This window comes from Streptomyces sp. NPDC097129 (assembly GCF_055668065.1).
Window position 1 is genome coordinate 169,409 of record NZ_JBVOQE010000013.1, and the last position, 25,094, is coordinate 194,502.

Genomic DNA, 25,094 nt, shown 5'->3' on the forward strand with positions numbered 1-25,094 from the left:
CCGGCCCCGACTCACAAACCGCCGGTAGGCGCGACGCACGCCACGACGCGACCGCGACGGGCCGCCGCAGGCACAAAAGGGGCGCGGGGAACTGCGCGACCAGCCACAACGCACCCGCAGACGACAAACAACCCAGCGCCGCAGGCACAGGCACCCGCTCCCCCTTGTTACGCTGGACCCAGGCCCGGTCGCTGCTGTCTCCCCCGTCATCAGCGACCGGGCTCCCTGCTGAGCAGCCGCCCGGCCCCGGTCGGCCCGCCCCGTCCCGGAAAGGCAGGTGAGGGCCGCCGTGCACCGGCGCGTCGTCATCGTCACCGCGGTCCACGCTCCCTCAGCCCCCTTCCTTCCCGACGCCCACGCCTCGCTGTGCGCGCAAGCGCTCCCCGACGGCTGGACCTGGCACTGGGTGATCCAGGAGGACGGCGAGAGCGACGCCGTACGCCCGTACGTCCCCGACGACCCCCGGGTCACCTTCCGGCAGGGCCGCCGCGGCGGACCCGGCGTCGCCCGCACCCTCGCGCTCGCGCACGCCGACGGCGAGTACGTGAAGGTCCTCGACGCCGACGACCGGCTCGCCCCGGGCACGCTCGCCCGCGACCTGGCCGCGCTGGAGGCCGACCCCGGCCTCGGCTGGGCCACCTCCCGCGCCCTGGACCTGCTGCCGGACGGCACGACCGTCGCCTTCCCCGGCGACCCGGCCGAGGGCCCCCTCGAACGGGGCGCGGTGCTCGGCTTCTGGGCGGCGAACGACTACCGCGCCCAGGTCCACCCCGCGACCCTCTTCGTCCGCCGTGAGCTGCTGCTCGCCCTCGGCGGGTGGATGGCCCTGCCGGCGTCGGAGGACACGGGACTGCTGCTCGCCCTCGACGCGGTCAGCCCGGGCTGGTTCACGCGGGAGGTCGGCCTGTACTACCGCAAGTGGGACGGCCAGGTCACCGGCCAGTCCTCCCACGTGGACCCGGTGGAACGCCGGACCCGCATGGCGGTGGTGGAGGCCCGGGCGCGGGCGCTCGCCGAGTTGGAGTGGTACACCGGGCGTCCGGCACGGCCGTCCACCCCGCGGGTCCCGCATCAGGTCCGCTGAGCGCCCGCCCGGCCCCGCCGCCCCAGCAGTTCGGCGAGACCGCGCCGGGTCGCCGCGAGGATCACCCGGTCCTGCGGTCGCAGCACATACGTGTCGGGCAGGTCCCACACCAGCCCCGACGGCCTCGGCTCCGCCCCGTCCACCCCCACCGACGGCTCGGCGGAGCAGGACGCGGCCGTGTCGAGGGCCAGCACCCGCCACGAACCCGCACGGAAGGCCTCCCCCACCGTGCGGCCCTCCAGCTGCGGATGACCGGCGACGTCCACCGCCGCGAACAGCAGCACCCGCCGCTCCACGGGGATCGCGCCGAGGATCTGCCGGCCCAGCATCGCCGCCGCGAAGGCGGGCGCGGCCAGGTGGGACACGCTGCGGCTGCGGGTGCGGGCGTGCGGGTGCGCGGCGCGCAGGGTGCGGTACACGGCGGTCGCGAAGTCGTCGTCGTACAGCCGCAGGACGGTCCGCAGGTCGGGGCGGATGCCGCGGGCGTACAGCACCGCCTCCAGGTTCGTGGTGTCGGAACTGGTCACCGCCAGCAGTGCCGCCGCCCGGTGGATCTTGGCGGACTCCAGGACGCCCTCCTGTGTGACGTCCCCGAGCACCACCGGCACCCGCAGCCGCCGCGCCGTCGCCAGCCCCCGCGCCTCGGGTCCGGCCTCCACGCACACCACCGGCACGTCCAGTTCCCGCAGCCGGGTCAGCACCCGGGTGCCGATCTTGCCGAGGCCGAGCAGCACCACATGCCCGCTCAGCCCGCGCGGCGGCTTGCGCAGGGCGGACGCGCTGCGGAAGGTGCCGAGCCCCTCCAGCACCGCGGCCAGCAGCACCGGCAGCAGCAGCAACCCGACCAGCCCGGACAGCAGTTGCAGGATCTGCCGTCCGGTGGAGGCGCCGACCGCCGGGTCGTTGATGGCGAACAGGTCCAGCAACGTCAGATACAGCGCCCCGAGCGGATGCACCCCCGTCACCAGCCACAGGGCGACGGCGAGGGCGAGCACGCATCCCACGAGTCCGGCCAGCGACCAGCGCAGCCGCCGCGAGAACAGCGACCCGAACGGCGGTACGACGGCCCCGATGCCGCGCCGCGCCCCGCTGGTCGGCGCCGACGTGCCGTCACCGGTGTAGGCCACCTGTTCCAGCACCACCCGGCCGCACAGCCCGGCGGCCTCCCGCACGGCGCCGTTGTCGGGCAGCAGCTCGGGCCCCCGCTCGTCGGCGCCCTGCGCGGCCGCCGTGCCGTTGCCGGGCGGCGACAGCAGCGCCAGCGTCGCCAGGCCGGGCGCGTTCTGCTGCTCGCGCCCCGGCGGCTGCTCGACCGCGCGCAGCATCAGCCCCTCGGTCTGTACGACCTTGGTGGTGCCGGCGACGGCGGCCGCGGCCAGCGCGGGCGCGGCCGTGTCGGCGTCGGACAGCACGGTCGTCGACGCGTCACCGGTGTCCTCGCCGGTCGCCAACGCGGCGGCCTGATCGAGGAGTTCCTCGATGTGCTGGCCCAACCGCCGGTTGTACAGCCGCAGAACGAGCCTGAGGCGCGGGTTGAGGCGGCGTGCGGTGAGGGCGGCGCGGATGTTGGTCTCGTCGTCGTCGTACACCAGGGCCAGCGCGGCGGCCCGCTCGACGCCCGCGTCGGCGAGGACCGCCTCGCTCGGCTCGACGGCCTCCACCAGCCCCTCCGGCCTACCGGCCGCGTCACGACCGCCGGCGGCACCACCGCTGCCGCCACCGGCACCACTGGCACCACCGTTGCCGCCACCGCTTCCACCGTTGCCGGCGCCGAGGCCGGCGGCGGCGCCGACCACCCGGTCCAGCAGCGCCGCCGACACCGCCCGGGCCCGGCCGACGACCGGCGGCCGGACGGTGCGCTGCGCGGACGGCACGACCAGCGTCACCTGCTCGCCGTACACACCGCGCAGTTCGGCGGCCAGCCGGTGCGCGAGCGCGTCGTCCCCGCACACCACCATGTGCCCGGCCGCGTCGGCCGGTGCGCCCTGACTCGGAACCGTTCCCACGACGGGACAGACTGCCCCACCGGCCGGCTGGTTCCACCGGGGGCCCGGAAGAACGGCGTCACGGCTACGGCTGCGGCAGGTACCGCTCGGCGAAGTCCAGCTCCAGCCGCACCTGCTTGATCCGCTCGTCCACCACCAGCGAGCCGTGCCCGGCGTCGTAGCGGTACACCTCGTGCACGGCCCCTCGGGCCTGAAGGCGCTTGACGTAGTTCTCGATCTGGCGGATCGGGCAGCGCGGGTCGTTCACCCCGGCGGAGATGTAGACGGGGGCCTTGACCTGGTCGACGTAGGTGATCGGCGAGGACGCCTCGAAGCGCTCCGGGACCTCCTCGGGGGTGCCGCCGAGCAGGGTGCGGTCCATCGCCTTCAGCGCCTCCATCTCGTCGTGGTAGGCGGTGACGTAGTCGGCGACCGGGACCGCGGCGATGCCCAGCGTCCACAGCTCGGGCTGCACGCCCAGCCCCAGCAGGGTGAGGTAGCCGCCCCAGGAGCCGCCGGTCAGGACCAGCCGCTCGGGGTCCGCCAGGCCCGACTCGACGGCCCAGGCGCGCACCGCGGCGATGTCCTCCAGCTCGATCAGGCCGACCCGGTGCTTGAGGGCGTCCGTCCACGCCCGGCCGTACCCGGTGGAGCCCCGGTAGTTGACCCGCACGACCGCGTACCCGTGATCGACCCAGGCGGCCGGGCCCGCGGCGAAGGAGTCGCTGTCGTGCCAGGTGGGGCCGCCGTGGATGTCGAAGATCGTGGGCAGCGGCCCGCTGACGCCGGCCGGCTTCTGGACCAGGGCGTGGATACGGCCGCCGGGCCCCTCCACCCACACGTCCTCCACCGGCACCGAGCCGGGGGACTTCAGGCCGGGCGGATCCAGGACCACACCGCCGGCGGTGGAGCGCACGGCGGACGGTTCGGCGGACGACGACCACAGGTACTCCACCGTGCCGTCCGGGCGGGCGGTCGCCCCCGACACCGTGCCCGGCGGGGTCGGGATCCTCGTCAGCTCGCGCGAGGCGAGGTCGTAGCGCAGCAGCTCGCTGCGCGCCTCGAAGCTGTGCGCGATGAGCAGGGCGCTGCCGTCCGGATACCACTCGGCGCTCACGTCGCCGGGCAGCTCGAGCGCCAGGTCGCTCTCCTCGCCGCTCGCCACGTCCCACACCAGCGGCTCCCAGCGGCCGCGGCGCTGGTGCCCGATGAGCAGCCGGGTGTCGCCGTCGACCGGGGCGAACCCGAGCACCTCGAGGCCCAGCTCGACCGTGCCGCCCTTGGTGTCGTCCAGCTCGGCGACCGGGGTGCCGTCGGGGCGGACCACGCGCAGCGCGGAGTGCATGGCGTCGCCGTGCTCGGTGTGCTCCAGGGCGATCAGCGTGCCGTCGCGCGAGAGGTCGCCGACGCCGGCCGACTCCCGGTGGCGGTAGATCTCCACCGGCTCCTGGCCCTCGCGCGCCAGGTGGATCGTCGTGCCGTCCTCGTCGGTGGAGCGGCCCACCACCGCCGTACGCCCGTCTCTGCCCAGGGCGAGGCCCGCCGGGTAGGAGGCGGCGAGGCCGGGGGCGCCCGGCTCGTCGGCGCCGCCGGTGAAGGGCTGGCGGCGCCAGACGCCGAACTCGTCGCCGTCCTTGTCGTCGAACCACCAGATCCACCGGCCGTCCGGGGAGAGCACGCCGTCCGTGGTGCCGTTGGGCCGGTCGGTCACCTGGCGCTGCTCGCCGCTCACCCGGTCCCAGGCGTACAGCTCGTACGTCCCGGTCGCGTTCGACACGAACAGCGACCGGTCCGGGGCGTCCTCGGCCCAGTCCGGCAGGGACACCCGGGGCGCCCGGAAGCGCTTCTCCCAGTCCGGCATTTCCTGGCTCTGCTGCCGTCCCTGCGAGACGGACCCGTTGCTCTCAGTCATGGGCCCATAGTGCCTGGTCCTCCGGACAATTGACCGCGCTCCTCCTCACCCTGTGGACAACCTGCCCTGCCGCCCTGGGGGTCCCCCCTGCTCGAAGAGCTTGGGGGAGGCACGCATGCCCGCGGTTAGAGGCAGCCGGTGCCTGCACCCACCCAAAGGGGCGCGGGGAACTGCGCGAGGGGCCACGACGGACCCGCACCCGAAAACCCGCACCCGCCCCCACCCGCCCCCCACACCGAAGCAAAGCGCAGCGCCCCGTACCTTTGAAGGCGTGTACCGGTTTCTGCTGACGCCCCGCTGGTGGGGGATCAACGTCTTCGTGCTGTTGGCCATCCCCTTCTGCATCTTCATGGGCTCCTGGCAGCTGAGCCGCTTCGAGACCCGCGTCGCCGAGCACCGCGACGCCAAGGCCACCGCCACCGCCGAGCACACGCAGGCCCCGCGCCCGCTGGCCGAGCTGCTGCCGGTGGACAAGGCGACCTCGGGCAGGCAGGCCACCGCCACCGGCCACTACGACCGTCAGCTCCTCGTGCCCGACCGTGAGCTGGACGGCCGCCAGGGCTTCTACGTCCTGACCCTGCTGCGCGTCGACGGCGGCAAGGCCCTGCCCGTCGTCCGCGGCTGGCTGCCGGGTACCGCCGACGTGGCGAAGGCCCCGGCCCCGCCGGCCGGCCGGGTCACCGTCACCGGCGTGCTCCAGGCGCCGGAGACGCCCGGCGACAACGGCGTCAGCGCCAGGGGCGGCCTCCCGGCCGGGCAGACCGCCGCGATCAGCTCGGCCTCGCTCGTCAACCTGGTGCCGTACGACGTGTATCCCGCGTGGGTCACCCTCGACCGGGGCGACGCCGGGATGAAGGCGGTGCCCGCGAGCGCGCCCGCGGACACCGGCCTGGACCTGAAGGCGTTCCAGAACCTCGGCTACACCGGTGAGTGGTTCGTCTTCGCCGGCTTCGTCGTCTTCATGTGGTTCCGGCTGCTGCGCCGCGAGGCGGAGTTCCAGAAGGACGCCCGCCTGGGCCTGCTCCCCGACCCCGAAGCCGACACCGAAACCGAAGCCCACCCCGAAACCGAAGCCGGTACCGAAACCGAAGCCCACACCGACGCCGCCCCCGAAGCCGGCCCCGCCGCGTCCGGGGACGCGGACTACGACTCCGCCAGCAGCCCCGTCCGGTAGATCGTTCCCGCGCAGGCGCCCGTCACCGTCACGGAGGCCGACGGTGAGCCGGCCTGCGCGGTGTGGGTGACGACCACGCTGCCGTCGGCCGTGCCGTCCTCGGTGACGAACTGGGTGGTGGTGCCGGTCTCCCCGCCGGTGGACGTACCCGTGTCCGTGGCGGCGTCCTGGCTGGGCGACGGGTCCGGCGACGGGTTGCCGGAGCCGCCGTCCCCGCCGCTCCCCCCCGTCGTGCCGCCGCTGGTGCTGCCGCCGCCCGTGGGGCAGGTCTGCGAAGGCACCCAGGCGAACTTCACGTCGTACGCCGAGCCGGGCGCGAGGACCAGACGCGACACGTACAGCGACGGGTCGGACAGCGCGGCCGCGGCGTCGCCCGCGGTGTGCTCGACGACCGAGATCTGCGCGGCCTCGGCCGCCCCCTGCGCCGTGAAGCCGACCGTGCCGGAGCCGGCGACGGCGCACTTGGCGGTGGAGACGTTCGTGACGCGGAAGGTGCCGTAGACGATGCCGGCGGAGTCGGGCGCGTCGGCCGTGGCGGTGGCGTCGCCGAGCTGCGCGGACGTGCATTCGGGGACGCTCGCCGGGCTGGACGCGGAGGGCCCGGTGCCGGCGGACGCGGAGGCGCTGCCCGCGCCGGGCTTGCCCTTGCCGGGGTCCTTCGTGCCCTGCTCGGTCGTGTCGCGGGCGGGGCCGGTGGCCCCGGTGCCGGACGTCTGCCCGCCGCTGGGGTCCTTGCCCTGCCCGGTGCCGCCCTGGGCCTGGGAGCTGTTGGCTGCGATGGAGGGGTCGGCGTCGGTGCCGGTCGCCTGCGAGACGTGCACCAGGGCGGGGATGGCGGTGCCCACGAACAGCGCCGCCGCCGCCATGCCCACGACGGCCTGCCGCTTGCGCGCCCGCCGGGCCGGTACCGCGCGGCGCAGGTGGTCCAGGCCGCCCTCGCGCGGTTCGAGTTCCTCGACCGCGCTGTGCAGCATCCGGCGCAGGGCCAGCTCGTCCGAGTCGAGCCCGTCGGGGCTCTGGTCGTCGGGGCCGTCGTTCACAGTTGCGTTCCCAGCGTGCGATGGCTTCGGCTGTTGCTCGGGTGGCGTGCCCGGTTCGTGCCAGGCGTACGGCTCGTGCCGTTCGTGGGAGTCACCGCCCTCCGCGCGCTTCGTCATGCCCGTGCCTCCATGACCTTGCGCAGGGCGGCGATGCCGCGCGAGCCGTAGGCCTTGACCGAGCCCAGCGAGATGCCGAGCGTCTCGGCGACCTGCGCCTCGGTCATGTCCGCGAAGTAGCGCAGCACCAGCACCTCGCGCTGGCGGCGCTGCAGGCCCTTCATCGCCTGGATGAGGGAGTCCCGCTCCAGCTGGTCGTACGCCCCCTCCTCGGCGCTGGCCATGTCCGGCATCGGCTTGGACAGCAGCTTGAGGCCGAGTATGCGGCGGCGCAGCGCGGACCGGGACAGGTTGACCACGGTCTGGCGCAGGTAGGCGAGGGTCTTCTCCGGGTCGCGGACGCGTTTGCGCGCGGAGTGGACGCGGATGAACGCCTCCTGGACGACGTCCTCGCAGGAGGCCGTGTCGTCGAGGAGGAGAGCGGCGAGGCCCAGCAGGGAGCGGTAGTGCGCCCGGTAGGTCTCGGTGAGGTGGTCGACGGTCGTACCGGCCGCCACCGCCTCGCTCTGCTCCGCGCCGTCACGCTGACCGGGGAGGCGGGCGGGCCGCGCTGCGGGCATGGGCGCGATCACCGGCATGCCACCGGACGGACCGGCCATGCGCGGTCGGAGGGCCGGCGGGCGGGGCCGAAGGGCCGTGCCGCGCGCTGCCGCAGGAAAGTCGAGAACCTCTGCCACGCCAGTTGGACCCGTTTCCCCCCGGGAGGGTTGTACGTGCCCGGCGTCACTTTTGCGCCGCCCGACGGTGAGTCATGTGCCGCCATGAGCCCCGCTCTTCCCCTATGTCCGTTTGCGACCGGGCGCCCCCGCGCCCGGCACGGGCCGTCCCCGGGCCCTGACCGACACGCCTCCCGCAGCCCGGAAAAGGGCGATCGCAAAGACGCTCCCCGCCGTCCGCGTGGTTGCGGAGGCGGGGAGAAAAATCTTCGAACGCCGGGTGGCACGATTCAAGTGGTCCGGACCATCGTCCTGATCACACGTTTTCCACGGATCCTACAAAGGGCCACTGACACCGCCCTGGGTTTTCCGTCCACAGGGCCCGCGCGGGAGCGGGCCGGAGGGGGTCAGCCCCGTTCGGCGGCGACCAGCTCGGCGAGCTGTGCGGCGTTCAGCGCGGCCCCCTTGCGCAGGTTGTCCCCGCACACGAACAGCTCCAGCGCCGTCGGGTCGTCCAGTGCGCGGCGGACCCGGCCGACCCAGGTCGGGTCGGTGCCCACGGCGTCGGCGGGCGTCGGGAACTCGCCCGCGGCCGGGTTGTCGACGAGGACCACGCCGGGTGCGGTGGCGAGGATCTCCCGGGCGTGCTCGACGGTGACCTCGTCCTGGAAACGGGCGTGGACGGTGAGGGAGTGCGTGGTGACGACGGGGACGCGGACGCAGGTCACGGCGACCGGCAGGGAGGGCAGGCCGAGGATCTTGCGGGACTCGTCCCGCACCTTCATCTCCTCCGACGACCAGCCGTCCTCGCGCAGCGACCCGGCCCACGGGACGACGTTCAGCGCGACCGGCTCCGGGAACGGCCCGGTGTCGTCACCGACGGCCCGCCGTACATCGCCGGGGTTGGTGCCCAGCTCGGTCCCGGCGACCAGGGACAGCTGCCTTCGCAGCGTCTCCACGCCGGCCTGCCCCGCACCGCTCACCGCCTGGTACGACGACACCACCAGCTCGCGCAGCCCGAACTCGGCGTGCAGCGCGCCCAGGGCGACGATCATCGACAGCGTGGTGCAGTTGGGGTTGGCGACGATCCCGCGCGGCCGCAGCCGTACGGCGTGCGGGTTGACCTCGGGCACGACGAGCGGGACGCCGTCGGCGAGCCGGAACACGGCGGAGTTGTCGATCACGACGGCGCCCTTGGCCGCGGCGATCGGCACCCACCGCTCGGCGATCTCGTCGGGCACGTCGAACAGCGCGATGTCGACCCCGTCGAGGTTCTCCTCGCTCAGCGCGAGCACCTCGGTCTCCTCGCCGCGCACGGCGACCTTGCGGCCGGCCGAGCGCGGAGAGGCGAGCAGGCGGATCTCGCCCCAGATGTCCGCCCGCTGGGACAGGATCCGGAGCAGGACCGTGCCGACGGCTCCGGTCGCCCCCACGACCGCGAGCGTCGGACGGTCCTTCATCGGCGTACGCCTCCGCTGACGCGGACGGTCATCGTCCGGTGCCGCCGTAGACGACGGCCTCGTCGCTGTCGGAGTCGAGGCCGAAGGCGGTGTGCACCGCGCGGACGGCCTCGGCGACGTCGTCGGCGCGGGTGACGACCGAGATGCGGATCTCGGAGGTCGAGATCAGCTCGATGTTCACCCCGGCGTCGGACAGGGCGGTGAAGAAGTCGGCGGTGACGCCCGGGTTGGTCTTCATACCGGCGCCGACCAGCGAGATCTTGCCGATCTGGTCGTCGTAGCGCAGCGAGTCGAAGCCGATGCCGGAGCGGTTCTTCTCCAGGGCGTCGATGGCCTTGCGGCCCTCGGTCTTCGGCAGCGTGAAGGAGATGTCCGTCAGGCCGGTGGCCGCGGCGGACACGTTCTGCACGACCATGTCGATGTTGACCTCGGCATCGGCGATCGTGCGGAAGATGGCGGCCGCCTCGCCGGGCTTGTCGGGCACGCCGACGACCGTGATCTTGGCCTCGGAGGTGTCGTGCGCGACACCGGAGATGATGGCCTGCTCCACCTGCTTGTCCCCAATCGGTTCACTGCTGACCCATGTGCCCTGCAGTCCGCTGAAGCTGGACCGGACGTGGATCGGGATGTTGTAGCGGCGGGCGTACTCCACACAGCGGTGGAGCAGCACCTTCGACCCGGAGGCGGCCAGTTCGAGCATGTCCTCGAAGGAGATCCAGTCGATCTTCCGGGCCTTCTTCACCACACGCGGGTCGGCGGTGAACACGCCGTCGACGTCGGTGTAGATCTCGCACACCTCGGCGTCGAGCGCCGCGGCGAGGGCGACGGCCGTGGTGTCGGAACCGCCCCGGCCGAGGGTGGTGATGTCCTTGGTGTCCTGGCTGACGCCCTGGAAACCGGCGACGATGGCGATGTTGCCCTCGTCCAGCGAGTCCCGGATACGGCCCGGCGTGACGTCGATGATCCGGGCTTTGTTGTGGACCGAGTCGGTGATGACACCTGCCTGGCTACCGGTGAACGACTGGGCGCTGTGGCCCAGGTTTTTGATCGCCATGGCCAGCAGGGCCATGGAGATCCGCTCTCCGGCGGTCAGCAGCATGTCGAGCTCGCGCCCGGCAGGGATCGGGGATACCTGCTCGGCGAGATCGATCAGCTCGTCCGTCGTGTCGCCCATCGCGGAAACCACGGCGACCACCTGGTGGCCGTTCTTCTTGGCTTCCACGATCCGCTTGGCGACGCGCTTGATGCCTTCGGCATCGGCTACGGAGGAGCCTCCGTACTTCTGCACGACAAGGCCCACGTGCGCTCCTCGCTCCGTTTGTGTTCTTTCCGCGGATACGACGGTGTACCGCGGTCGGTTCAGTCTATCGAGCGCCCGTTTTCACCCCTCGTGATATCGCATCGTGAGATGTCCGGGCCGCTCGTTGTCAGACAGGCTCATGCCCAGGGGCACCAGCGGCACGCGGAATGTGGGTCGGGTCACAGAAGCAGGACGGGGCCGAGCAGCTCCCGCATCTTCTCCGTGAACTCGGACTCACCGTATGTCTCCTCGACCTCCCGCAGGAGGGCGCGGGCCAGTTCCTGGATACGGCCCAGCCCGTGGACCTTGTACACGTAGTAGAGCTGCTCCCCGCGCAACATCATCGGCACGAGCGCGGTGTCGCCGTAGAGGCGGCGGGAGACCGGCAGAAACTCCTCGCTCAGGGCGAGAGCCCGCGCGAAGTCCCCCTCCTCGGCCGCCACACGAGCGCGCTCCACCATCTGGTCCAGGACGTCCTCGGGGCTCGCGGGCGCCTGCGTGGCGTCGTCGCGCGGACCGTCCGTCTCCCACGAGGACACGGTGGAGCCGTCCCCGCCGGCACTGCGGGCCCGGCGGAGCGACTCGGTGAGCCCCTGCCGGGCCGCCCGGGTCTGCGGATGGCCTCGGCCCAGGACCCGCACGGCCAGCCGCAGGTTCTCCCGGCCCAGCTCCACGGCGCGGCTGTGCTCGCCCGCGGAGGAGAGCACCAGGGCGAGGTCCCCCCGGGCCTGGAACGTTTCCGGGTGGCCGGACCCGAGGACCCGCTCGGACTCGGCCAGTTGCTCGCGGGCCGACGCGAGAGCCCGGTCGTGGTCATCGGCGCTTCCGTAGGCGTTCACGAGCAGGCCCCGGGCCATGAACGTCAGCTCGCCGTCCGGACCGCCCGCCCGCAGAGCGGCGCTCAGCGCGCGCTCGCTCATGGCCACCGCGCGCCGGAACAGCGCGTTCAGCGCCAGGCACGAGCCGGCGTCCAGGAAGAGTTCCGCGGTCTCCTCCGTGTCCTCCTCGCGGGGGCAACGGGCCGCGAGCGCCTCGACGTGGCCGGCGAACAGGCGTGCTTCGGCGCTCCCGACGGACCTGGTGACCGCCTCGTGACCGTTGTCCCCGGTCAGGCGCAGGAACTCATGGTGCAGCAGCCCGACGGCAAGCCTGCGGGCCCTCGCGACGATGTCCGCGGCCCCGCCCGGATCGGGATCGTCGGGACGCGGTGTGCGCATCACGGCCTGGACCAGCCGGTGCACCGAGAGCGTCCCGTCGCGCACGGTGACGAGGCTGTGGGCGGCCAGACGCCGGATCGCCTCGGTCACCTCCAGCGCGTCGCCCAGCGGGTCGAGATAGGACCGGGGGATTCCGTCCGGCGCCCACCAGGCGATGACCTGAAGGATCATCTGCGCGGGCGTTCCGCGGAGCCGGTCCGTCGTCACCCGCCACACCCGGGCGACCGTGCGCTCGGCCGCACCGCCCTCGGGGCCGGCCGCGTACATGGCGGCCGGGTGCCGGGCCAGCAGCGCGCTGTACGCGCGCGGTGTGATGCCCGCTTCCCGGCAGTACGCCGCCGCCTGGTCGACGGCCAGCGGCAGACAGCCGAGTTCGGCGCACAGCTCTTCGACCCCGTCGGCCGGTCCGGGCAGGATCCGCGTGAACAGCTCGACGGCCTCGGGGAGCCGGAGCACGTCCAGGTCGACCGGTCGGGCGAGCCCGCGCCACGTGGTCGGGCCGAGCCGCGTCGTGATCAGGAAACGGCCCCGGGGCGCGCGCTCCAGCAGCGGCCTGATGTCGGCCGGATCGGTGACGTTGTCCAGGACGATCAGCCAGCCGTCGTGACCGGCGAGCCACTGCACGGCACGTTCCCGCAGGGCCTCCTCCGGCAGGACGCCCACCAGGGACGGCTGCAGTGCCCGGCTCAGCGCGGCCAGGCCGGCGCCGACCGCCGCGGCGGAGTCGGCGGTGATCCACCAGACGGGGTTGAAGTCCGCGTCACGGCGAGCGGCCCAGCAGGCGGCCAGCGTCGACTTGCCGACGCCGCCCAGCCCGTGCACCGCGTGCACGGCGACGCCGCCCGGTTCGCGGAACGCCTCGTCCAACGCGCCGAGTTCGTCCGCCCGCCCCACGAACAGCCCTGTCTCCCACGGCAGATACCGCACCGGATGGGTGAGCGGTCCGAGCGCGAGAGCCTGAGCGGGAAGGACCGTGGCGCGCCGGATCTGCGTCACGTGATCGCCGGTGGCCACCTGCCCGGCGTCCCCTCCGACCGCGACCGCCCGCTCACCCGACGCCTCGACGGACCGCCCGGGCTCCCCGCCCTCCGAGTCCCCCGTCGCACTCGCCCGCCCCGTCATACGGCCATCATGGCGGCGGGTACGGCGCGGGCGCAGGGGTTTCAGTCGGCGAGGTCTTTGAGGGGGGTGGTGTCGAGGGTCAGGTTCACGGGGTCGGGGAGCTCGACTACGGTGCCAAAAGGCTTGTTGAGCTGGAGGCGGTAGCGGCCGTCCTCGGGGTCGCTCAAAACGGTGACCGTGCCGTCGTCGCGGTCGATGAGCAGGTAGACGGGGATGCCGGCGGCGGCGTAGGCGTCGGGTTTCCCGACCCGGTCACGCTGGTGCGTGTCGGAGTCGTACGACGTGACCTCCACGGCCATGAGCACGCCCTCCGCACCGGACCAGTCTCCATGCCCCACCGGAAATCCGAAGGGCGCCAGAACGCCGTCCGGGCGCGCCCGCCCCTTGCGGTAGCGCTCGACCTTCATCCCACGGTCCCCATAGAGCCACAGCTCAGGCCGATGCTGCATGCACAGCCTCTGCAGCCAGGCGATGATGTGGTCGTGGTTGCCGTCAGTCACCGGCTTGACCCGGACGTTTCCCCCGATGAACTCCAGCCGCACGGTCTCCGGGGCATGGCGTTCCAGTTCCTCGAACTCCTCGACGGACATCTGGGGCCTGTGTTGCCCGGTCCTGGGGGTCATGGCGTCGCCTCCTCGACTCCATGGTGCCCGGACCGGCACGTCCTGCACGCTCACATGCTCCTCCCGGCCTTCGAGCGCAGGCCGCCCGCGCGGCGGACCTCGGCCGCCCAGCGGGCGACGTCGACGACGCGGGCGCTGTGGGCCTCGGCGGTGAGGAAGGTCTCCGGGACGTACCCCGGGATCGGTCCGTCCGGCGCGTCCGCCTCCAGCTCGGCGTGGCAGTCGAGGCACAGCCCGTCCACGATCTTCGCGGTCAGTTCGTCGGCGTCGCAGGTGACGCAGCACATGATCACGCGGTCGATCCGGGCGCGGCGGGCCGCCTTCTGCCGGACCTTCGCCTTCTTCGGGGGCATCTTCGTCTCCAGTCGGTTGCGGGCCAGACCGCCCGGGTTCGCCACGGTCGCGGGTAGCCCGTCGGTCAGGGCCCTGGTGATGTCGTGCGGTGTCGAGCCACGGGAAAGCCACTCGGCGGCGAGCCCTTCGAGGGCCCGGCAGTCCGAGTCGGACAGCGGCATACGGGGATCGGCGTCGCGGAGTTCGGCAAGGGTGCCGTAGGCGACGCTGCCGGACTCCTCAGCGGCCTCCTCCACCGGCTCCTCGGGCACGGCCGGCTCGTCGGTACGCGCCAGCCCGGGGCCGTACGCGTCTGTGACGATCCGGCCCTTGCGCGCCCGCGCGAACTCCGCCCACCACTCCGGTGACCTGGGCGTACGCGACCAGTACGTACGCGTCACCCAGCGCATCGAGTTGTCCTCGACGGTGATGTGCTCCCGGATGTGCCGCAGGTGGCCGACGGCGGACAGGAGCTTCATCGACGAACGGACGGCCTGCTGGCCGTAGCGGGGATGATGCGCCGCGATCGCCTTGTAGCCCATGGCGTGGCCGTCGTGCAGGTGGTCGATGTACAGCGCGAGGTCGCGTTCGCGGTCGCCCAGGTGTGCGAAGTCCTGGTCTGCGTGCGGGTCTTCGTCACCCACGGAGCGCTTTCCGTACCCCGTTTTGGCCATGGGGTGGGACGGGGACGGCAGGACGGGATTAGGGTAGGCGTAAGCCACGGTCGAAGTCTCGATTCGTTCCGTAGGTCTAGGCCCCGGAGCCGGTGTTGGCGCACCGACCGGGGCCGATCTGTTTGCCGCGAACCTAGAGCGGCTTTACGTTCCGATGCAAGCCGATCACGGAACGTCACTCTTTCGAGGTAGGCCGCCTCAACTCACGTTCACACTTGGTTGGTTGGTTGGTTTCACCCAGCCCAAAGCCCAGGGGAAGAGCTCGAAGCCCGAGGCTCAAGCCTCGGGCTGAAGTGCGGAGATGAACGCCGTCCAGGTGGGGGCGGGGACGTGGAGGTGCGGGTCGGTGGGGGCCGTCTTCGAGTCCCGGATGTGGATGGCGGTGGGGGTTACGGCGACTTCGACGCAAGCGGCGCCTTCCGAGTCGCTGTAGCTCGACTTGAACCACTTCAACTGGTCAGTCATGGTTCTCCACCATCCGCTCGAGAAACCGGGTCGATTCAGCAGGACTGAGGGCCTGGGCACGAAGCATGCTAAGCCGCTCGGTCACCCGCCGAACAACATCTGGATCCGCCGAGAGGTCACTGATGAACTGGCTCTCCGTGTAGGCGAATCGCTCATGGCCACTGGTCTCCAGCAAGATCATGGGGCCCATTCCGGCGATGGGGATGGCCCGCTCGAACGGCAGCACCTGCAACACGACGTTCCTCAGCTCCGACACCGCCAGCAAGTGGCGGAGCTGCACGTCGTCCACCAAGGGGGCACGCAGAGCGGCCTCGTACAGGACGAAGGAAAGGGCCACTGGCGGAGTGCGCTCCAGGATGGCCTGCCGTTCCGCCCTGCCCGTGATCCGCTGCTCCACCGTCGCCTCGTCCACGGGCGGAATGTGGCTCTCGATCAGGCTCCGCATGTACCGGTTCGTCTGCAAGAGTCCGGGGATCAGCCCGGCCTCGTACGACCAGAAGCTGATCGCCTCCTTCTCCCGCTCCATGAAGTCCTGCGCGCGCTTCGGGAACTTCTCGCGCTGCAAGTAATCCTTCGCCGCACTCAACAACCCCTCCGCCCCGCACAACTCATCGGCCACGTCGAGGACTCGGGGCGTCGGCATCCGTACGCCCTGCTCCATGGCCTTGATGGTGTCCGGGGAGTAGTTGGAGGCGGCGGCCAACTCCTCCCGCGAGACGTTGGCCTTCGTGCGCCAGCGCTTCAACTGGTTGCCGCAGAAACGCCACATGGGGGGCGGCTGGGTCACAGGACACACCTCCGGCCGGTACACCGCGTCGTGTAACACCTGGGTCACTACCGAGCGTAGCCACTGGTGCGTCAGCGTGTGACCATGACCAACAGAATTCACCGGCCTTCCTGGGTCCCCGCGCAGGGGCACCGGCTGCGCCTGGCCGGGGTGCATTTCGACGCCGTACGGATCGAGGGCCGCAGGGGCGAGGCCGTCGCCGAGTGGCTGATCGAGCGGGCGGGCGACGACGCGGGGCCGATCGTGTGCGCGGGCGGGAGCGGGAGCCGTTGGGTGTACTTCCTGCTTCCGCCGGGGACCGTGCACCGCTACGACTGGCCGCTGGGCGTGCAGCGGTACGGCCGGCGCGCGGACCGGAGCGTCACGTACATCGGCGTACCGGCGCTGGACGGCGACACCTGGCCGCTGCGCTGGTACAGCGAGCCGACACCGACGGCACCGTTCGTGACGGTGGAGGCGCTGTCGGCGGCGCTGGGTGAGGCGCGGCTCAGCCGCCGGATTCCGGGGTGAGCAGCTCGGCGAGGCTCACGTGTCCCCCGTCGAGGCGGAGCCGATGTCACCGCCCGCCGCGATGGACCGCTCGCCGGAGGCGGACACGTTCCGCGGTCCGGGGGGCGGGGTGGAAGGAGAGGGAGGCACCGCCGGTCCGGCCGGGGCGGTCGGACCGTTCCCCGTCGACGCGCTCCCGAGGTTCCCGCCGGCGGCGACGGACCGGGTCCCGCCCGCCGTCACCGTCGAACCGCCGCCGGATGGGCTCGCGAAGAGCGCGTACACGGTGAGCGCCAGCCCGACCAGGGCCGCCGCACCGCCGGCCACGCTCGCCCAGGGGTCGGCGGCCGAGACGTCCAGCACCCCGCCGACCACGAGTCCCACGGCCCCGGCGGCACACAGCCCGATCCCGGTCCACATCAACGCCTTCGACTGCCCCGTCATACGACCATCATGGCGCGCGGAGCGTGGCGAGCGCAGCGGTTCGGCGGGGCGAGGTCACGGTTCCTCGGGACCGGCCGTCTCATCGCCCGGGCCGATCCCTGCGGGCGGCTTCGCCTCAAGGGCCGCCCTGCCCAGTTCCTCGCCCGCCGTCTCCGCGAAGCCGAGGAGCTCGCCCAGCTCGCTGTCCGCCCCGATGCTGAAGGCATCGCGGATGCGTGCGGTGAACTCTTCCTTGGCCGGCAGGCGGCCCTCGTTCGCGCCTTCCTGCAGCAAGGACGTCATCTCGAAGGTCAGGCGGGCGGTGACGGTCGAGGGGTGCTCGGGGCCCAGTGTCCGCTCCGCGTCGGCCAGGCTCTGCTCGATCAGGGCGATGCCCCTGTCCGCGTTACCGCCGATCATGCACGCCTGCGCCAGCGTCAGCCTGGCGTGGATCGTGTCCCCGTGCCCGGGCCCCAGCACCGCCTCGCAGTTGGCCAGATGTTCCTCCAAGGTGGTCATCGCCTCACCGGCCCAGGACTGCATCCGGGTCGGGCTGATCTCGACGAACTGCTCGAAGAGGCCCGCCATGTAGGACCGGAACTCGTCCTTGTCCGGAGCCTCCGCCAGCCTCATGATGCTGCCCACGCGGGCGATGAACTCGCCCATGCCCGGCGGCGCGTGCATCGCCACCTGGCCGTGCAGATCCAATGTGAGGGGGTGGGTGGGGCCCAACTCCCGGGCGCAGTCCTGGTAGACCGCCCCCAGGTCGGCCAAGGCATCGTCGACCGCGCCCTCCACCAGGATCAGTCTGGCGAGATCCGCACGTGCCTTGAGCGTGTCGCGGTGCCCGGGGCCCAGTATCTCGGTCCGCCGCCGGATGACCTGCTCCAGCACGGTGCGGGCCTCATCCATGGCGTCCCGCGAAATGTACTCGCGGGCCAGCTCGTGCAGCGCGGTGATCGTCTCGGGGTCCCGCACGCCCAGATTCTCCGCGCAGCGCCCGATATGGGCCCGGGCATCCTCGACGGATATCTCCACCACGCTGATGAGCCGGTTGCGGGCGATCAGTGAGAGCCGGTGGTCCGGTCCGAGATGGCGCAGGATCCCGGCCGCACCGCGCTTCAGGAGCCCCACGGCCCGGTCACGCATGCCGTATTCGGAGACGAACTCACCCGTGATGCTGAAGACGCGGGCCAAGTCCACCGAGTCCGCCGACGGGGGCACGTGTACCGCCAGCGCCTCGACATGAGGCAGCAACGCATGCCAGCGGGGCCAGTGCGCCGGGTCGCCCGTGCCCGCGGGCAGCCCCTCCACCAGGGTCTCCGCGGCCATCTCGCGCGCCAGCGCGACCGCGTCCGGGCGGCGGTGGGGGTCGGCGGGGTCACTGGTGCGGGCGACGGCCTGTACGAGCCGGTGCAGGGAGACGGTGTCGCCGCGCAGCGCCAGCATGCTGTGCGCGGCGAGGCGGCCCAGGGCGCGGCGTACCGCGATCGGATTGCCGAAGGTGTCGAGCAGGGACCGGGGGATGTCGTCGGGGGCGTACCAGGCGAGGGCGAGGAGGATGCGCACGGCCAGCGGGTCGTCGGCGAGGCGGTCGAGGGTGACGCGCCAGACACGGGCTGCCGTGCGTTCGGTGTCGCCGCCCTCGGCGACCGCCGCGTACATGTCGGCGGGGTAGGAGGCGAGGAGAGCGAGGTAGTCGGCGGCGCTGGTGACGGTCTCCGCGCAGTAGGAGGCGGCCTGCTCCACCGCCAGCGGCAGGCAGCCCAGCTCCGAGCACAGGCGCCCGACCTCGTCCCCGGCATCCCGGCAGATGCGGGTGAACAGGTCGAGGGCCTCCTCGTGGGCGAGGACGTCGAGGGCCACCGGCTCCGCCAGCCAGTGCCAGCCGGAGGAGCGCCTGCTGGTGATCAGGAAGCGGCCGTTGCGGGCCACGGCCAGCAGGGGCTTGAGGTCGGCGGGGTCGGTGACGTTGTCGAGGACGATCAGCCAGTTGTCGTGCACCGCGAGCCACTGCACCGCCCAGTCGCGTAACTGCTGCTGGTGCAGGGTCTTGGTCAGGTCGCGCTCCACCGCTGCCGCGAGGCCCGCCAGTCCGGCGTCCAGCGCGGCCGGACTGTCGGCGGTGATCCACCATGCCGGGGAGAACTGGGGGTGGCCCGCGACCCAGCGCGCCGCGAGCGCGGACTTGCCGATACCCCCGAGGCCGTGCAGCGCCTGCACGACGGCGCCCCCCGGCGTGGCCAGGGCGGCGTCCAGCAGGGCGAGTTCACGGGCACGTCCGACGAACAGCCCCGGGCGTACGGGAAGGTTCGTCAGCCCGGAAGGGGCGACGACCGACTCGGGCCGGGGAGTGGCGTCCGCGTATCCGGCGCCCGGCAGGATCGTGGCCTTGTCGATGTACTGGCCGATGTGCTGCTGGGTGTACTGCGCGCCGACGGCACCGGCGCCGGTCACGGCGACGCCGATGTCCCCGCCCGCCGCGACCGCTTCGTCGCCCGACGCCGCGACTCCGGGCCGTCGGTCGAACACGCCACTCATGCTCCCCATGATGACTCCAGGGGCACGGAAACGTCAGCCCGAGCAAGGAGTTGACTTGTCGTCAGCTACGGTCAGCGCGGGCAGTGACCGTCGGTGCGGGGAGTTCCCGTCGGTGCGGGAACTTCGCGTCAGTGCCGTTCCATGCCCAGCGGGCCGCCGATCTCCTGGGCCATGACGCGGCCCGCCTCCATTTCGAGGGTGTCGTCGCCCAGGTCCGCCTGGTCGGTGTCCAGGCCGTCCAGTTCCTCCAGCGGCTGGTTCAGCCGGACGTGGATGAGGACGGACTGCAGGGCGCGCAGCACCGCGGAGGCCGTCGAGCCCCAGTTGGAGAAGTAGGAGAACTGCCACCACCACAGCGCCTCGGAGGTGCGACCGGCCCGGAAGTGGGCCATGCCGTGGCGCAGGTCGGTGATGACGTCGGCGAGGTCGTCGGAGATACGGGCCGGGACCGGGGCGGTACGCGGCTCGTAGGGGTCGAAGACCTCCGAGTAGACGTCGATGGGGTCCAGGAGGCGGGCGAGGTTCTCTCGGAGTTCGTCCACGTCCGCTTCCGGGCCCGGGTCGGGCTCGTAGCGTTCGTCGGGGACGATGTCCTCGTGGGCGCCCAGACGGCCGCCGGCGAGCAGGAGCTGGGAGACCTCCAGGAGGAGGAAGGGGACCGCCGAGGCCGGCTCGTCGCCCTTGGCCACCTCCGTGACGGCCACCAGGAAGCTCTCCATCTGGTCCGCGATCTGGACCACGAAGTCGTCCGGGTTGTGTTCGGTCGCGTGCAGCGTGGCGTCAGACATCTAGCAGTCGTCTCCCCTCGAAGGCGCGGCCGAGAGTGACCTCGTCCGCGTATTCCAGGTCGCCACCCACCGGGAGGCCGCTGGCCAGGCGGGTGACCTTCAGGCCCATGGGCTTGATCATGCGGGCCAGGTACGTCGCCGTCGCCTCTCCCTCAAGATTGGGGTCGGTGGCGAGGATCAGCTCGGTGACCGTGCCGTCGGCCAGACGGGTCAGCAGTTCCCTGATGCGCAGGTCGTCGGGGCCGACGCCCTCGATCGGGCTGATGGCGCCGCCGAGCACGTGGTAGCGGCCGCGGAACTCGCGGGTCCGCTCGATCGCCACGACGTCCTTCGGCTCCTCCACCACGCAGATCACCGCGGGATCGCGGCGCGGGTCCCGGCAGATCCCGCACAGCTCCTCCTGCGCGACGTTGCCGCAGGTCGCGCAGAAGCGGACCTTCGCCTTCACCTCGAGCAGGGCGTGCGCCAGGCGCCGCACATCCGTGGGCTCCGCCTGGAGGATGTGGAAGGCGATCCGCTGCGCGCTCTTGGGACCGACGCCGGGCAGCCGCCCCAGCTCGTCGATGAGGTCCTGGACCACGCCTTCGTACAACGGACTGCCGTCCTTCCTGGGGTTCCTGTCACTACGTACGGTAGAGGGCCGACACCTGACTCAGAAAGAGCAGACGACTAGAACGGCAGTCCGGGAATGCCGCTGCCGCCGCCGAGCCCCTGCGCCAGCGGGCCGAGCTTTTGCTGCTGGAGGTTCTGGGCGTTGTCGTTGGCCGCCTGGACGGCCGCCACGATCAGGTCGGCCAGCGTCTCGGTGTCCTCCGGGTCGACGGCCTTCGGGTCGATCTTCAGGCCGCGCAGCTCGCCGGCACCGGTCACGGTGGCCCGTACCAGGCCGCCGCCCGCCTGGCCGTCGACCTCCGTGTTCGCCAGTTCCTCCTGGGCCCTGGCAAGGTCCTGCTGCATCTTCTGCGCCTGCTGCAGCAGCTGCTGCATGTTCGGCTGGCCACCACCGGGGATCACGTCTCAGCTCCTTGGCGTCGGTGCGCGCGTTCCGTGCGGATTTACCGCTCGGAATGAGCCTACGTGGTCCGCGAGGGCATCGCCCCGCCACTCTTTCGAGTGAGTCGATCTCGTCTCCTATACCTGATCAAGGCCCTCTTCCGGGCGGAAAAGAGGCCAAAGGTCACCCACCGCCACCCATTGGGCGGTAGGAAGGGTCCGGCGCATCAGCATCACGCGTCACTGAGTCACGCAGCGTGATCGGTCGCGGTCGGTCGGGATCAGTAGGGAGTGCCGGGGTGGGTCAGCCGGAGATGCAGCCCGAGGGTCCGCCTCAGGACGGGTGGGGCGAGGGTGCGGCCGGGCTGCGGCCGGGCGATCTGACCGGGCGGGCGTTCCCGCTCGGCGACTGGGGCGAACCCGCGCAGCGCCTGGACGAGCTGTACCGGTGGGTGGAGCGCGGCGCGCTGGAGACGTCGGCCTGGTACCTCGCCGACCGCGTGTGGAAGCGGCGCGGGGCGCGAGTGCTGCGCACCGGCGCCGCCCTGGGCGCCGTCGCCGGGGCCGCGCTGCCGCTGCTGGACCTCACCCGCGTGATCGGCGGTGTCGCCCCCTGGGGCTATCTGGCGCTGATGCTGGCCGTGGCGTGCGTGGGCGTGGACCGGTTCTTCGGGGTGACGTCCGGCTGGATAAGGGACGTGGCGACCGCGCAGGCCGTGCAGCGCCGGCTCCAGGTGCTCCAGTTCGACTGGGCCTCGGAGAGCGTGCGCGAGGTGCTGGGCCCCACGGAGGGCACGGCGAGCGAGGCCGCCGACCGGTGCCTGGGGGTGCTGCGGAGGTTCTCGGAGGACATCACGGAACTGGTGCGCACCGAGACCGCCGACTGGATGGTGGAGTTCCGCACCGGGTCGGCGCCGCTCGGCATCCAGTCGACGGTGGCCTCCCCCGGGACGCGGCAGGACGGCACGGTCGTGCACGGCCGTTTCCCGATGCCGCCCGGCGGCGGCACCCGCCCGAACATGCCGCGGCAGCGGCCGCCGGAGCCGCGGTGAGGCCTCCGGCGGTTGGGGGGTACGGGGTGGTGCCGGTCGCTTTTGGCTGCGGGTGCGGGGGTGGCTGGTCGCGCCCACGCGGCGGAGCCGCATATCGGACAGAGCCCCGCGCCCCCAGGTGGGTGCAGCTCAGCTCTGCCGGGTGTATGTCAGCTTCTCCCCGTTGTCGGTGTTGACGCGTTCCAGGCTGCCGTCCGGGAGCAGGGTGACCTCGGTGGCCGCGCCCGGTGAGCACGACGAGGCCGGGCCGGTGACCACGGTCGACGGTCCGATCCGCAGCGGACCGTCCGGGCCGGGCGCCGCGCTGAGGGACGCCGCGAACTCGCAGTGGTAGGTGCCGGCGCCGGCCGGGCCCTCGGCGACGAGCGTGAGGATCGTGTCGCCCACCCCGCCCTGGCGGATGGTCAGCACACGGGTGTTGAGGCCGGTCCCGGTGTCGATGGTCGCGGCCCAGGTGCCGAGGTACCCCTGCGGGACGGTGCCGTTCCGCGTGGACGGGGTCGGGGACGGGTCCGTGGACGTGCCGTCGGACGTCGGCTGCGATGAGGGCTGCGCGCCGGTCGCCGTCGGGGACGACCGGGGGTGCTTGGCGGAGCCGCCCCCGCTCATGAACGCGTACACCGAGCCGCCCGCGGCGAGCGCGACGATCACCGCGATCACCACGAGCAGCACGGTGGAACGGCCGCTGCGGCGCGGCTCCTCCGGTCCGAAGGGCAGCGGCCCGTACGGCGGCGTGACCCCCGGTGCGGCGTATCCCGGCCCGGCCCAGCCGCCGGGCTGCTGCCCCGGGTAGCCGTAGGCGCCGGGTGCGGGCGACGGCTGGGGGTGCGGGTGGCCGTACGGCGTGGGGGCGGCCGGGCTCTGCGGGTACCCGGGGCTGCCGCCGTACGGCCCGTGCGGTGCGGGCGCCTGCGCGTGCTGGACGCCGGGCTGCTGGGGGACGCCGTAGGAGGCGGGCGGGTGGCCCGGCTGGTGCGGGGTGTTCTGGGCGGGCGGCGTGGCGGGCGCCGGCCCGCCCGCCTGGGGGTGGCCGTGCGGGGGCGTCTGCGCGGGGGCGGGCGTCCCCGTCCCGGCACCGCGCGCCGCAGCGCCGTCCGCTCCGGCAGCCATCGTCGGCAGGAACCCCGGCTGCCCCGGCGGAGGCGGCCCGGCGGCCCCGTCCCGGGGACCGGGGACACCGGGCACGCTGGGCACGCCGGGTGCGCCGGGCCCGCCGGACCCGCCGGGTGCTGCGGCCGCGTCGGCGGCGGACCCGTGCTCGGGCACGGCAGCGGGCCGACCTGCTACGGCACGCGGCGCACCGCCGGGGAGGGGCGGAACGGCACCTGGGGCACTGCCGGGGACGGGCGGAACGGCACCAGGCGCACCACCGGAGACGAGGCCCACGGCACCCGGGGTGCCACCCGGGACGGCCGGCGTCGCGGCCGGCGGACCGTCCGCCGCGGCAGCCCCGGCGTCGCGCGCCGCACCGGCGCCCGAGGCAGCGGCACCGGCACCCGAGGCAGCGGCACCGCCGCGCGCCCCGCCCGCGCCGCCCGGGGCCTCGGCACCATCCCTCACCCCCGGGGCAGCGGCACCGTCGTCCGCCCCCGGGGCACCCCCGGCGCCCGGCGCGTTCGCCGCACCGGCGGCAGCCGCGGCCTCCGGCGCGTCAGGAGCCGTAGCACCCGCCACACCCGCACCCGCCACACCCGCTGCCCCGGCACCCGCCACGCCCGGAGCCGCCGCACCCGCCACGCCCGGAGCCGCCGAACCCGCCACGCCCGGAGGCACCGCACCCGCCACGCCCGGAGGCACCGCACCCGCTGCCCCCGCACCCCCCGCACCCGCCGCACCCGCCCCGCCCGGCGCCGCAGTACCCACCGGCATCGGGCCCGCCCCCTCCGGGTTCTCCGTGTCCAGCAACCGCACCGCGTGGCGGCCCAGTTGGGCCACCAGGGCGCCGGGGAGCCAGGGGTCGCGGGAGCGGCCGTCGGTGACGGTGTCCTCCGCGCCGGTGTGTTCCAGGACGCGTTCGAGGGTGGGGCGGGCGGCGGGGTCCTTGCGCAGGCACTCGCTGACCAGGTCGGCGATGCCCTCCGGCACGCCCTCCAGGTCGGGTTCCTCCTGGGCGATGCGGTACATCAGCGCGTGCGCCCCGCTGGTGGCGGCGCCGAAGGGGAAGTTGCCGGTGGCCGCGTAGGCCAGCACCGAGCCCAGGCAGAAGACGTCGCAGGCCGGCGTGATGCGGTCGCCGCGGACCTGCTCGGGCGCCATGAAGCCGGGCGAGCCGACCAGCGAACCGGTGCGGGTGAGCCCCTCCCGGGCCGGCGTCTCCAGGGCCCGCGCGATGCCGAAGTCGATGACGCGGGGGCCGTCGATCGTCACGAGCACGTTGGAGGGCTTCAGGTCGCGGTGGACGATGCCCGCCGCGTGGATGTCCTTCAGGGCGTGCGCGAGGCCCGCCGCCAGGATGCGCACCGAGCGCTCCGGCAGGGCCCCGTGGTCGTGGCCGACGACCCGTTCGAGGCTCGGCCCGGCGACGTAGCCGGTGGCCACCCACGGGACGGCCGCCTCGGTGTCGGCGTCGAGCACGGGTGCCGTCCAGTACCCGCCGACCTGCCGCGCGGCCTGCACCTCCTGCCGGAACCGCGCGCGGAACTCCTCCTGCGCGGCCAGCTCCTCGCGCACCAGCTTCACGGCGACCGTGCGTCCCCGGTCCGAGCGGGCCAGGTACACCTGTCCCATCCCGCCGGCCCCGAGCCGCGCCAGCAGCCGGTACACGCCGATGCGGTGCGGATCCCCCGGCCGCAGCTTCTCCATGCGGTGCCCCTCCCCTGTGCAACAGACCCACGATAGTTGCGGGGTCTGCGCGGGTGG

The 25,094-nt window shown here is 73.0% G+C and carries 21 protein-coding genes; 4 read left to right on the forward strand and 17 right to left on the reverse strand.

All coding sequences use genetic code 11. From position 1 onward, the window contains the following. The first annotated feature begins 277 nt into the window (after nucleotides 1-277). Nucleotides 278-1,084 (forward strand): glycosyltransferase family 2 protein, encoded by an 807-nt coding sequence (locus tag AC0B9F_RS31775; protein WP_472008353.1) that lies wholly within the window; start codon nucleotides 278-280, stop codon nucleotides 1,082-1,084. Here AC0B9F_RS31775 and AC0B9F_RS31780 read toward each other — a convergent pair. After that, nucleotides 1,072-3,042: an NAD-binding protein gene (locus AC0B9F_RS31780; protein ID WP_472008507.1), complete on the reverse strand. Its 1,971-nt coding sequence runs from the start codon at nucleotides 3,040-3,042 to the stop codon at nucleotides 1,072-1,074. The genes AC0B9F_RS31775 and AC0B9F_RS31780 overlap by 13 nt on opposite strands. Nucleotides 3,043-3,154: 112 nt before the next feature. Then, nucleotides 3,155-4,981 (reverse strand): S9 family peptidase, encoded by a 1,827-nt coding sequence (locus AC0B9F_RS31785; RefSeq protein WP_472008355.1) that lies wholly within the window; start codon nucleotides 4,979-4,981, stop codon nucleotides 3,155-3,157. A 271-nt stretch (nucleotides 4,982-5,252) separates the two neighbouring features. On the opposite strand from AC0B9F_RS31785, the gene AC0B9F_RS31790 reads away from it, so the two are divergent. Next, entirely contained in the window at nucleotides 5,253-6,155 is a 903-nt protein-coding gene (locus AC0B9F_RS31790; RefSeq protein WP_472008357.1) for an SURF1 family protein, read from the forward strand. On the opposite strand, the gene AC0B9F_RS31795 is transcribed toward AC0B9F_RS31790, so the two are convergent. The 9 genes from AC0B9F_RS31795 to AC0B9F_RS31835 form a co-directional block, all read right to left on the reverse strand. Then, on the reverse strand, nucleotides 6,125-7,312 hold the full coding sequence (locus AC0B9F_RS31795) for a hypothetical protein (RefSeq protein WP_472008359.1): 1,188 nt from the start codon (nucleotides 7,310-7,312) through the stop codon (nucleotides 6,125-6,127). The genes AC0B9F_RS31790 and AC0B9F_RS31795 overlap by 31 nt on opposite strands. Next, a complete protein-coding gene (locus AC0B9F_RS31800; RefSeq protein WP_472008362.1) occupies nucleotides 7,309-7,911 on the reverse strand; it encodes a SigE family RNA polymerase sigma factor in 603 nt (200 codons plus the stop codon). The genes AC0B9F_RS31795 and AC0B9F_RS31800 overlap by 4 nt, the downstream gene beginning before the upstream one ends. 464 nt (nucleotides 7,912-8,375) lie before the next feature. Then, nucleotides 8,376-9,428 (reverse strand): aspartate-semialdehyde dehydrogenase, encoded by a 1,053-nt coding sequence (locus AC0B9F_RS31805; RefSeq protein ID WP_472008364.1) that lies wholly within the window; start codon nucleotides 9,426-9,428, stop codon nucleotides 8,376-8,378. A gap of 28 nt (nucleotides 9,429-9,456) precedes the next feature. Next, the gene (locus AC0B9F_RS31810; protein ID WP_472008366.1) at nucleotides 9,457-10,728 is read right to left on the reverse strand and encodes an aspartate kinase; all 1,272 of its coding nucleotides are present in this window, start codon (nucleotides 10,726-10,728) and stop codon (nucleotides 9,457-9,459) included. Nucleotides 10,729-10,907: 179 nt separating this feature from the next. Further along, the gene (locus AC0B9F_RS31815) at nucleotides 10,908-13,067 is read right to left on the reverse strand and encodes a tetratricopeptide repeat protein (RefSeq protein ID WP_472008368.1); all 2,160 of its coding nucleotides are present in this window, start codon (nucleotides 13,065-13,067) and stop codon (nucleotides 10,908-10,910) included. Between the two features lie 41 nt (nucleotides 13,068-13,108). Beyond that, on the reverse strand, nucleotides 13,109-13,690 hold the full coding sequence (locus AC0B9F_RS31820; RefSeq protein ID WP_472008370.1) for a Uma2 family endonuclease: 582 nt from the start codon (nucleotides 13,688-13,690) through the stop codon (nucleotides 13,109-13,111). A 50-nt stretch (nucleotides 13,691-13,740) separates the two neighbouring features. Beyond that, a complete protein-coding gene (locus AC0B9F_RS31825; protein ID WP_472008372.1) occupies nucleotides 13,741-14,667 on the reverse strand; it encodes a hypothetical protein in 927 nt (308 codons plus the stop codon). 306 nt (nucleotides 14,668-14,973) lie between these two features. Next, the gene (locus AC0B9F_RS31830; RefSeq protein WP_472008373.1) at nucleotides 14,974-15,162 is read right to left on the reverse strand and encodes a DUF397 domain-containing protein; all 189 of its coding nucleotides are present in this window, start codon (nucleotides 15,160-15,162) and stop codon (nucleotides 14,974-14,976) included. Next, nucleotides 15,155-15,949 (reverse strand): helix-turn-helix domain-containing protein, encoded by a 795-nt coding sequence (locus AC0B9F_RS31835; RefSeq protein ID WP_472008375.1) that lies wholly within the window; start codon nucleotides 15,947-15,949, stop codon nucleotides 15,155-15,157. Before AC0B9F_RS31835 ends, AC0B9F_RS31830 begins: the two co-directional genes overlap by 8 nt. 78 nt (nucleotides 15,950-16,027) lie before the next feature. Between AC0B9F_RS31835 and AC0B9F_RS31840 the strand changes: the two genes are divergently transcribed. Next, complete coding sequence (locus tag AC0B9F_RS31840) at nucleotides 16,028-16,459, forward strand: hypothetical protein (protein ID WP_472008377.1); 432 nt, start codon at nucleotides 16,028-16,030, stop codon at nucleotides 16,457-16,459. 15 nt (nucleotides 16,460-16,474) lie between these two features. Here the strand turns inward: AC0B9F_RS31840 and AC0B9F_RS31845 are convergent, their stop codons facing one another. The 5 genes from AC0B9F_RS31845 to AC0B9F_RS31865 all read right to left on the reverse strand — a co-directional run bounded on the left by AC0B9F_RS31845 (nucleotide 16,475) and on the right by AC0B9F_RS31865 (nucleotide 21,204). Further along, the gene (locus AC0B9F_RS31845; protein ID WP_472008378.1) at nucleotides 16,475-16,882 is read right to left on the reverse strand and encodes a hypothetical protein; all 408 of its coding nucleotides are present in this window, start codon (nucleotides 16,880-16,882) and stop codon (nucleotides 16,475-16,477) included. 54 nt (nucleotides 16,883-16,936) lie between these two features. Further along, nucleotides 16,937-19,402 carry a tetratricopeptide repeat protein gene (locus AC0B9F_RS31850; RefSeq protein ID WP_472008380.1) on the reverse strand — a complete coding sequence of 822 codons (2,466 nt, stop codon included), beginning with the start codon at nucleotides 19,400-19,402 and terminating at the stop codon, nucleotides 16,937-16,939. 128 nt (nucleotides 19,403-19,530) lie between these two features. Then, on the reverse strand, nucleotides 19,531-20,190 hold the full coding sequence (locus AC0B9F_RS31855; RefSeq protein ID WP_472008381.1) for a DUF5063 domain-containing protein: 660 nt from the start codon (nucleotides 20,188-20,190) through the stop codon (nucleotides 19,531-19,533). After that, on the reverse strand, nucleotides 20,183-20,782 hold the full coding sequence (gene recR, locus AC0B9F_RS31860) for a recombination mediator RecR (RefSeq protein WP_363266343.1): 600 nt from the start codon (nucleotides 20,780-20,782) through the stop codon (nucleotides 20,183-20,185). The genes AC0B9F_RS31855 and recR overlap by 8 nt, the downstream gene beginning before the upstream one ends. A 77-nt stretch (nucleotides 20,783-20,859) precedes the next feature. Beyond that, a complete protein-coding gene (locus tag AC0B9F_RS31865) occupies nucleotides 20,860-21,204 on the reverse strand; it encodes a YbaB/EbfC family nucleoid-associated protein (RefSeq protein WP_472008383.1) in 345 nt (114 codons plus the stop codon). Between the two features lie 278 nt (nucleotides 21,205-21,482). On the opposite strand from AC0B9F_RS31865, the gene AC0B9F_RS31870 reads away from it, so the two are divergent. Continuing rightward, complete coding sequence (locus AC0B9F_RS31870) at nucleotides 21,483-22,235, forward strand: SLATT domain-containing protein (RefSeq protein WP_472008385.1); 753 nt, start codon at nucleotides 21,483-21,485, stop codon at nucleotides 22,233-22,235. Nucleotides 22,236-22,364: 129 nt separating this feature from the next. Here AC0B9F_RS31870 and AC0B9F_RS31875 read toward each other — a convergent pair whose 3' ends face one another. Next, nucleotides 22,365-25,037: a serine/threonine-protein kinase gene (locus AC0B9F_RS31875; RefSeq protein ID WP_472008387.1), complete on the reverse strand. Its 2,673-nt coding sequence runs from the start codon at nucleotides 25,035-25,037 to the stop codon at nucleotides 22,365-22,367. Between the last annotated feature and the right edge of the window lie 57 nt (nucleotides 25,038-25,094).

Bases quoted from the DNA above. Each gene is read 5' to 3' on its own strand.
- AC0B9F_RS31780 (WP_472008507.1), bottom strand. From the start codon at position 3,042: ATGGTGGTGTGCGGGGACGACGCGCTCGCGCACCGGCTGGCCGCCGAA.
- AC0B9F_RS31785 (WP_472008355.1), bottom strand. From the start codon at position 4,981: ATGACTGAGAGCAACGGGTCCGTCTCGCAGGGACGGCAGCAGAGCCAG.
- AC0B9F_RS31795 (WP_472008359.1), bottom strand. From the start codon at position 7,312: ATGACGAAGCGCGCGGAGGGCGGTGACTCCCACGAACGGCACGAGCCG.
- AC0B9F_RS31800 (WP_472008362.1), bottom strand. From the start codon at position 7,911: ATGGCCGGTCCGTCCGGTGGCATGCCGGTGATCGCGCCCATGCCCGCA.
- AC0B9F_RS31805 (WP_472008364.1), bottom strand. From the start codon at position 9,428: ATGAAGGACCGTCCGACGCTCGCGGTCGTGGGGGCGACCGGAGCCGTC.
- AC0B9F_RS31815 (WP_472008368.1), bottom strand. From the start codon at position 13,067: ATGACGGGGCGGGCGAGTGCGACGGGGGACTCGGAGGGCGGGGAGCCC.
- AC0B9F_RS31820 (WP_472008370.1), bottom strand. From the start codon at position 13,690: ATGACCCCCAGGACCGGGCAACACAGGCCCCAGATGTCCGTCGAGGAG.
- AC0B9F_RS31830 (WP_472008373.1), bottom strand. From the start codon at position 15,162: ATGACTGACCAGTTGAAGTGGTTCAAGTCGAGCTACAGCGACTCGGAA.
- AC0B9F_RS31845 (WP_472008378.1), bottom strand. From the start codon at position 16,882: ATGACGGGGCAGTCGAAGGCGTTGATGTGGACCGGGATCGGGCTGTGT.
- AC0B9F_RS31850 (WP_472008380.1), bottom strand. From the start codon at position 19,402: ATGAGTGGCGTGTTCGACCGACGGCCCGGAGTCGCGGCGTCGGGCGAC.
- AC0B9F_RS31855 (WP_472008381.1), bottom strand. From the start codon at position 20,190: ATGTCTGACGCCACGCTGCACGCGACCGAACACAACCCGGACGACTTC.
- AC0B9F_RS31875 (WP_472008387.1), bottom strand. From the start codon at position 25,037: ATGGAGAAGCTGCGGCCGGGGGATCCGCACCGCATCGGCGTGTACCGG.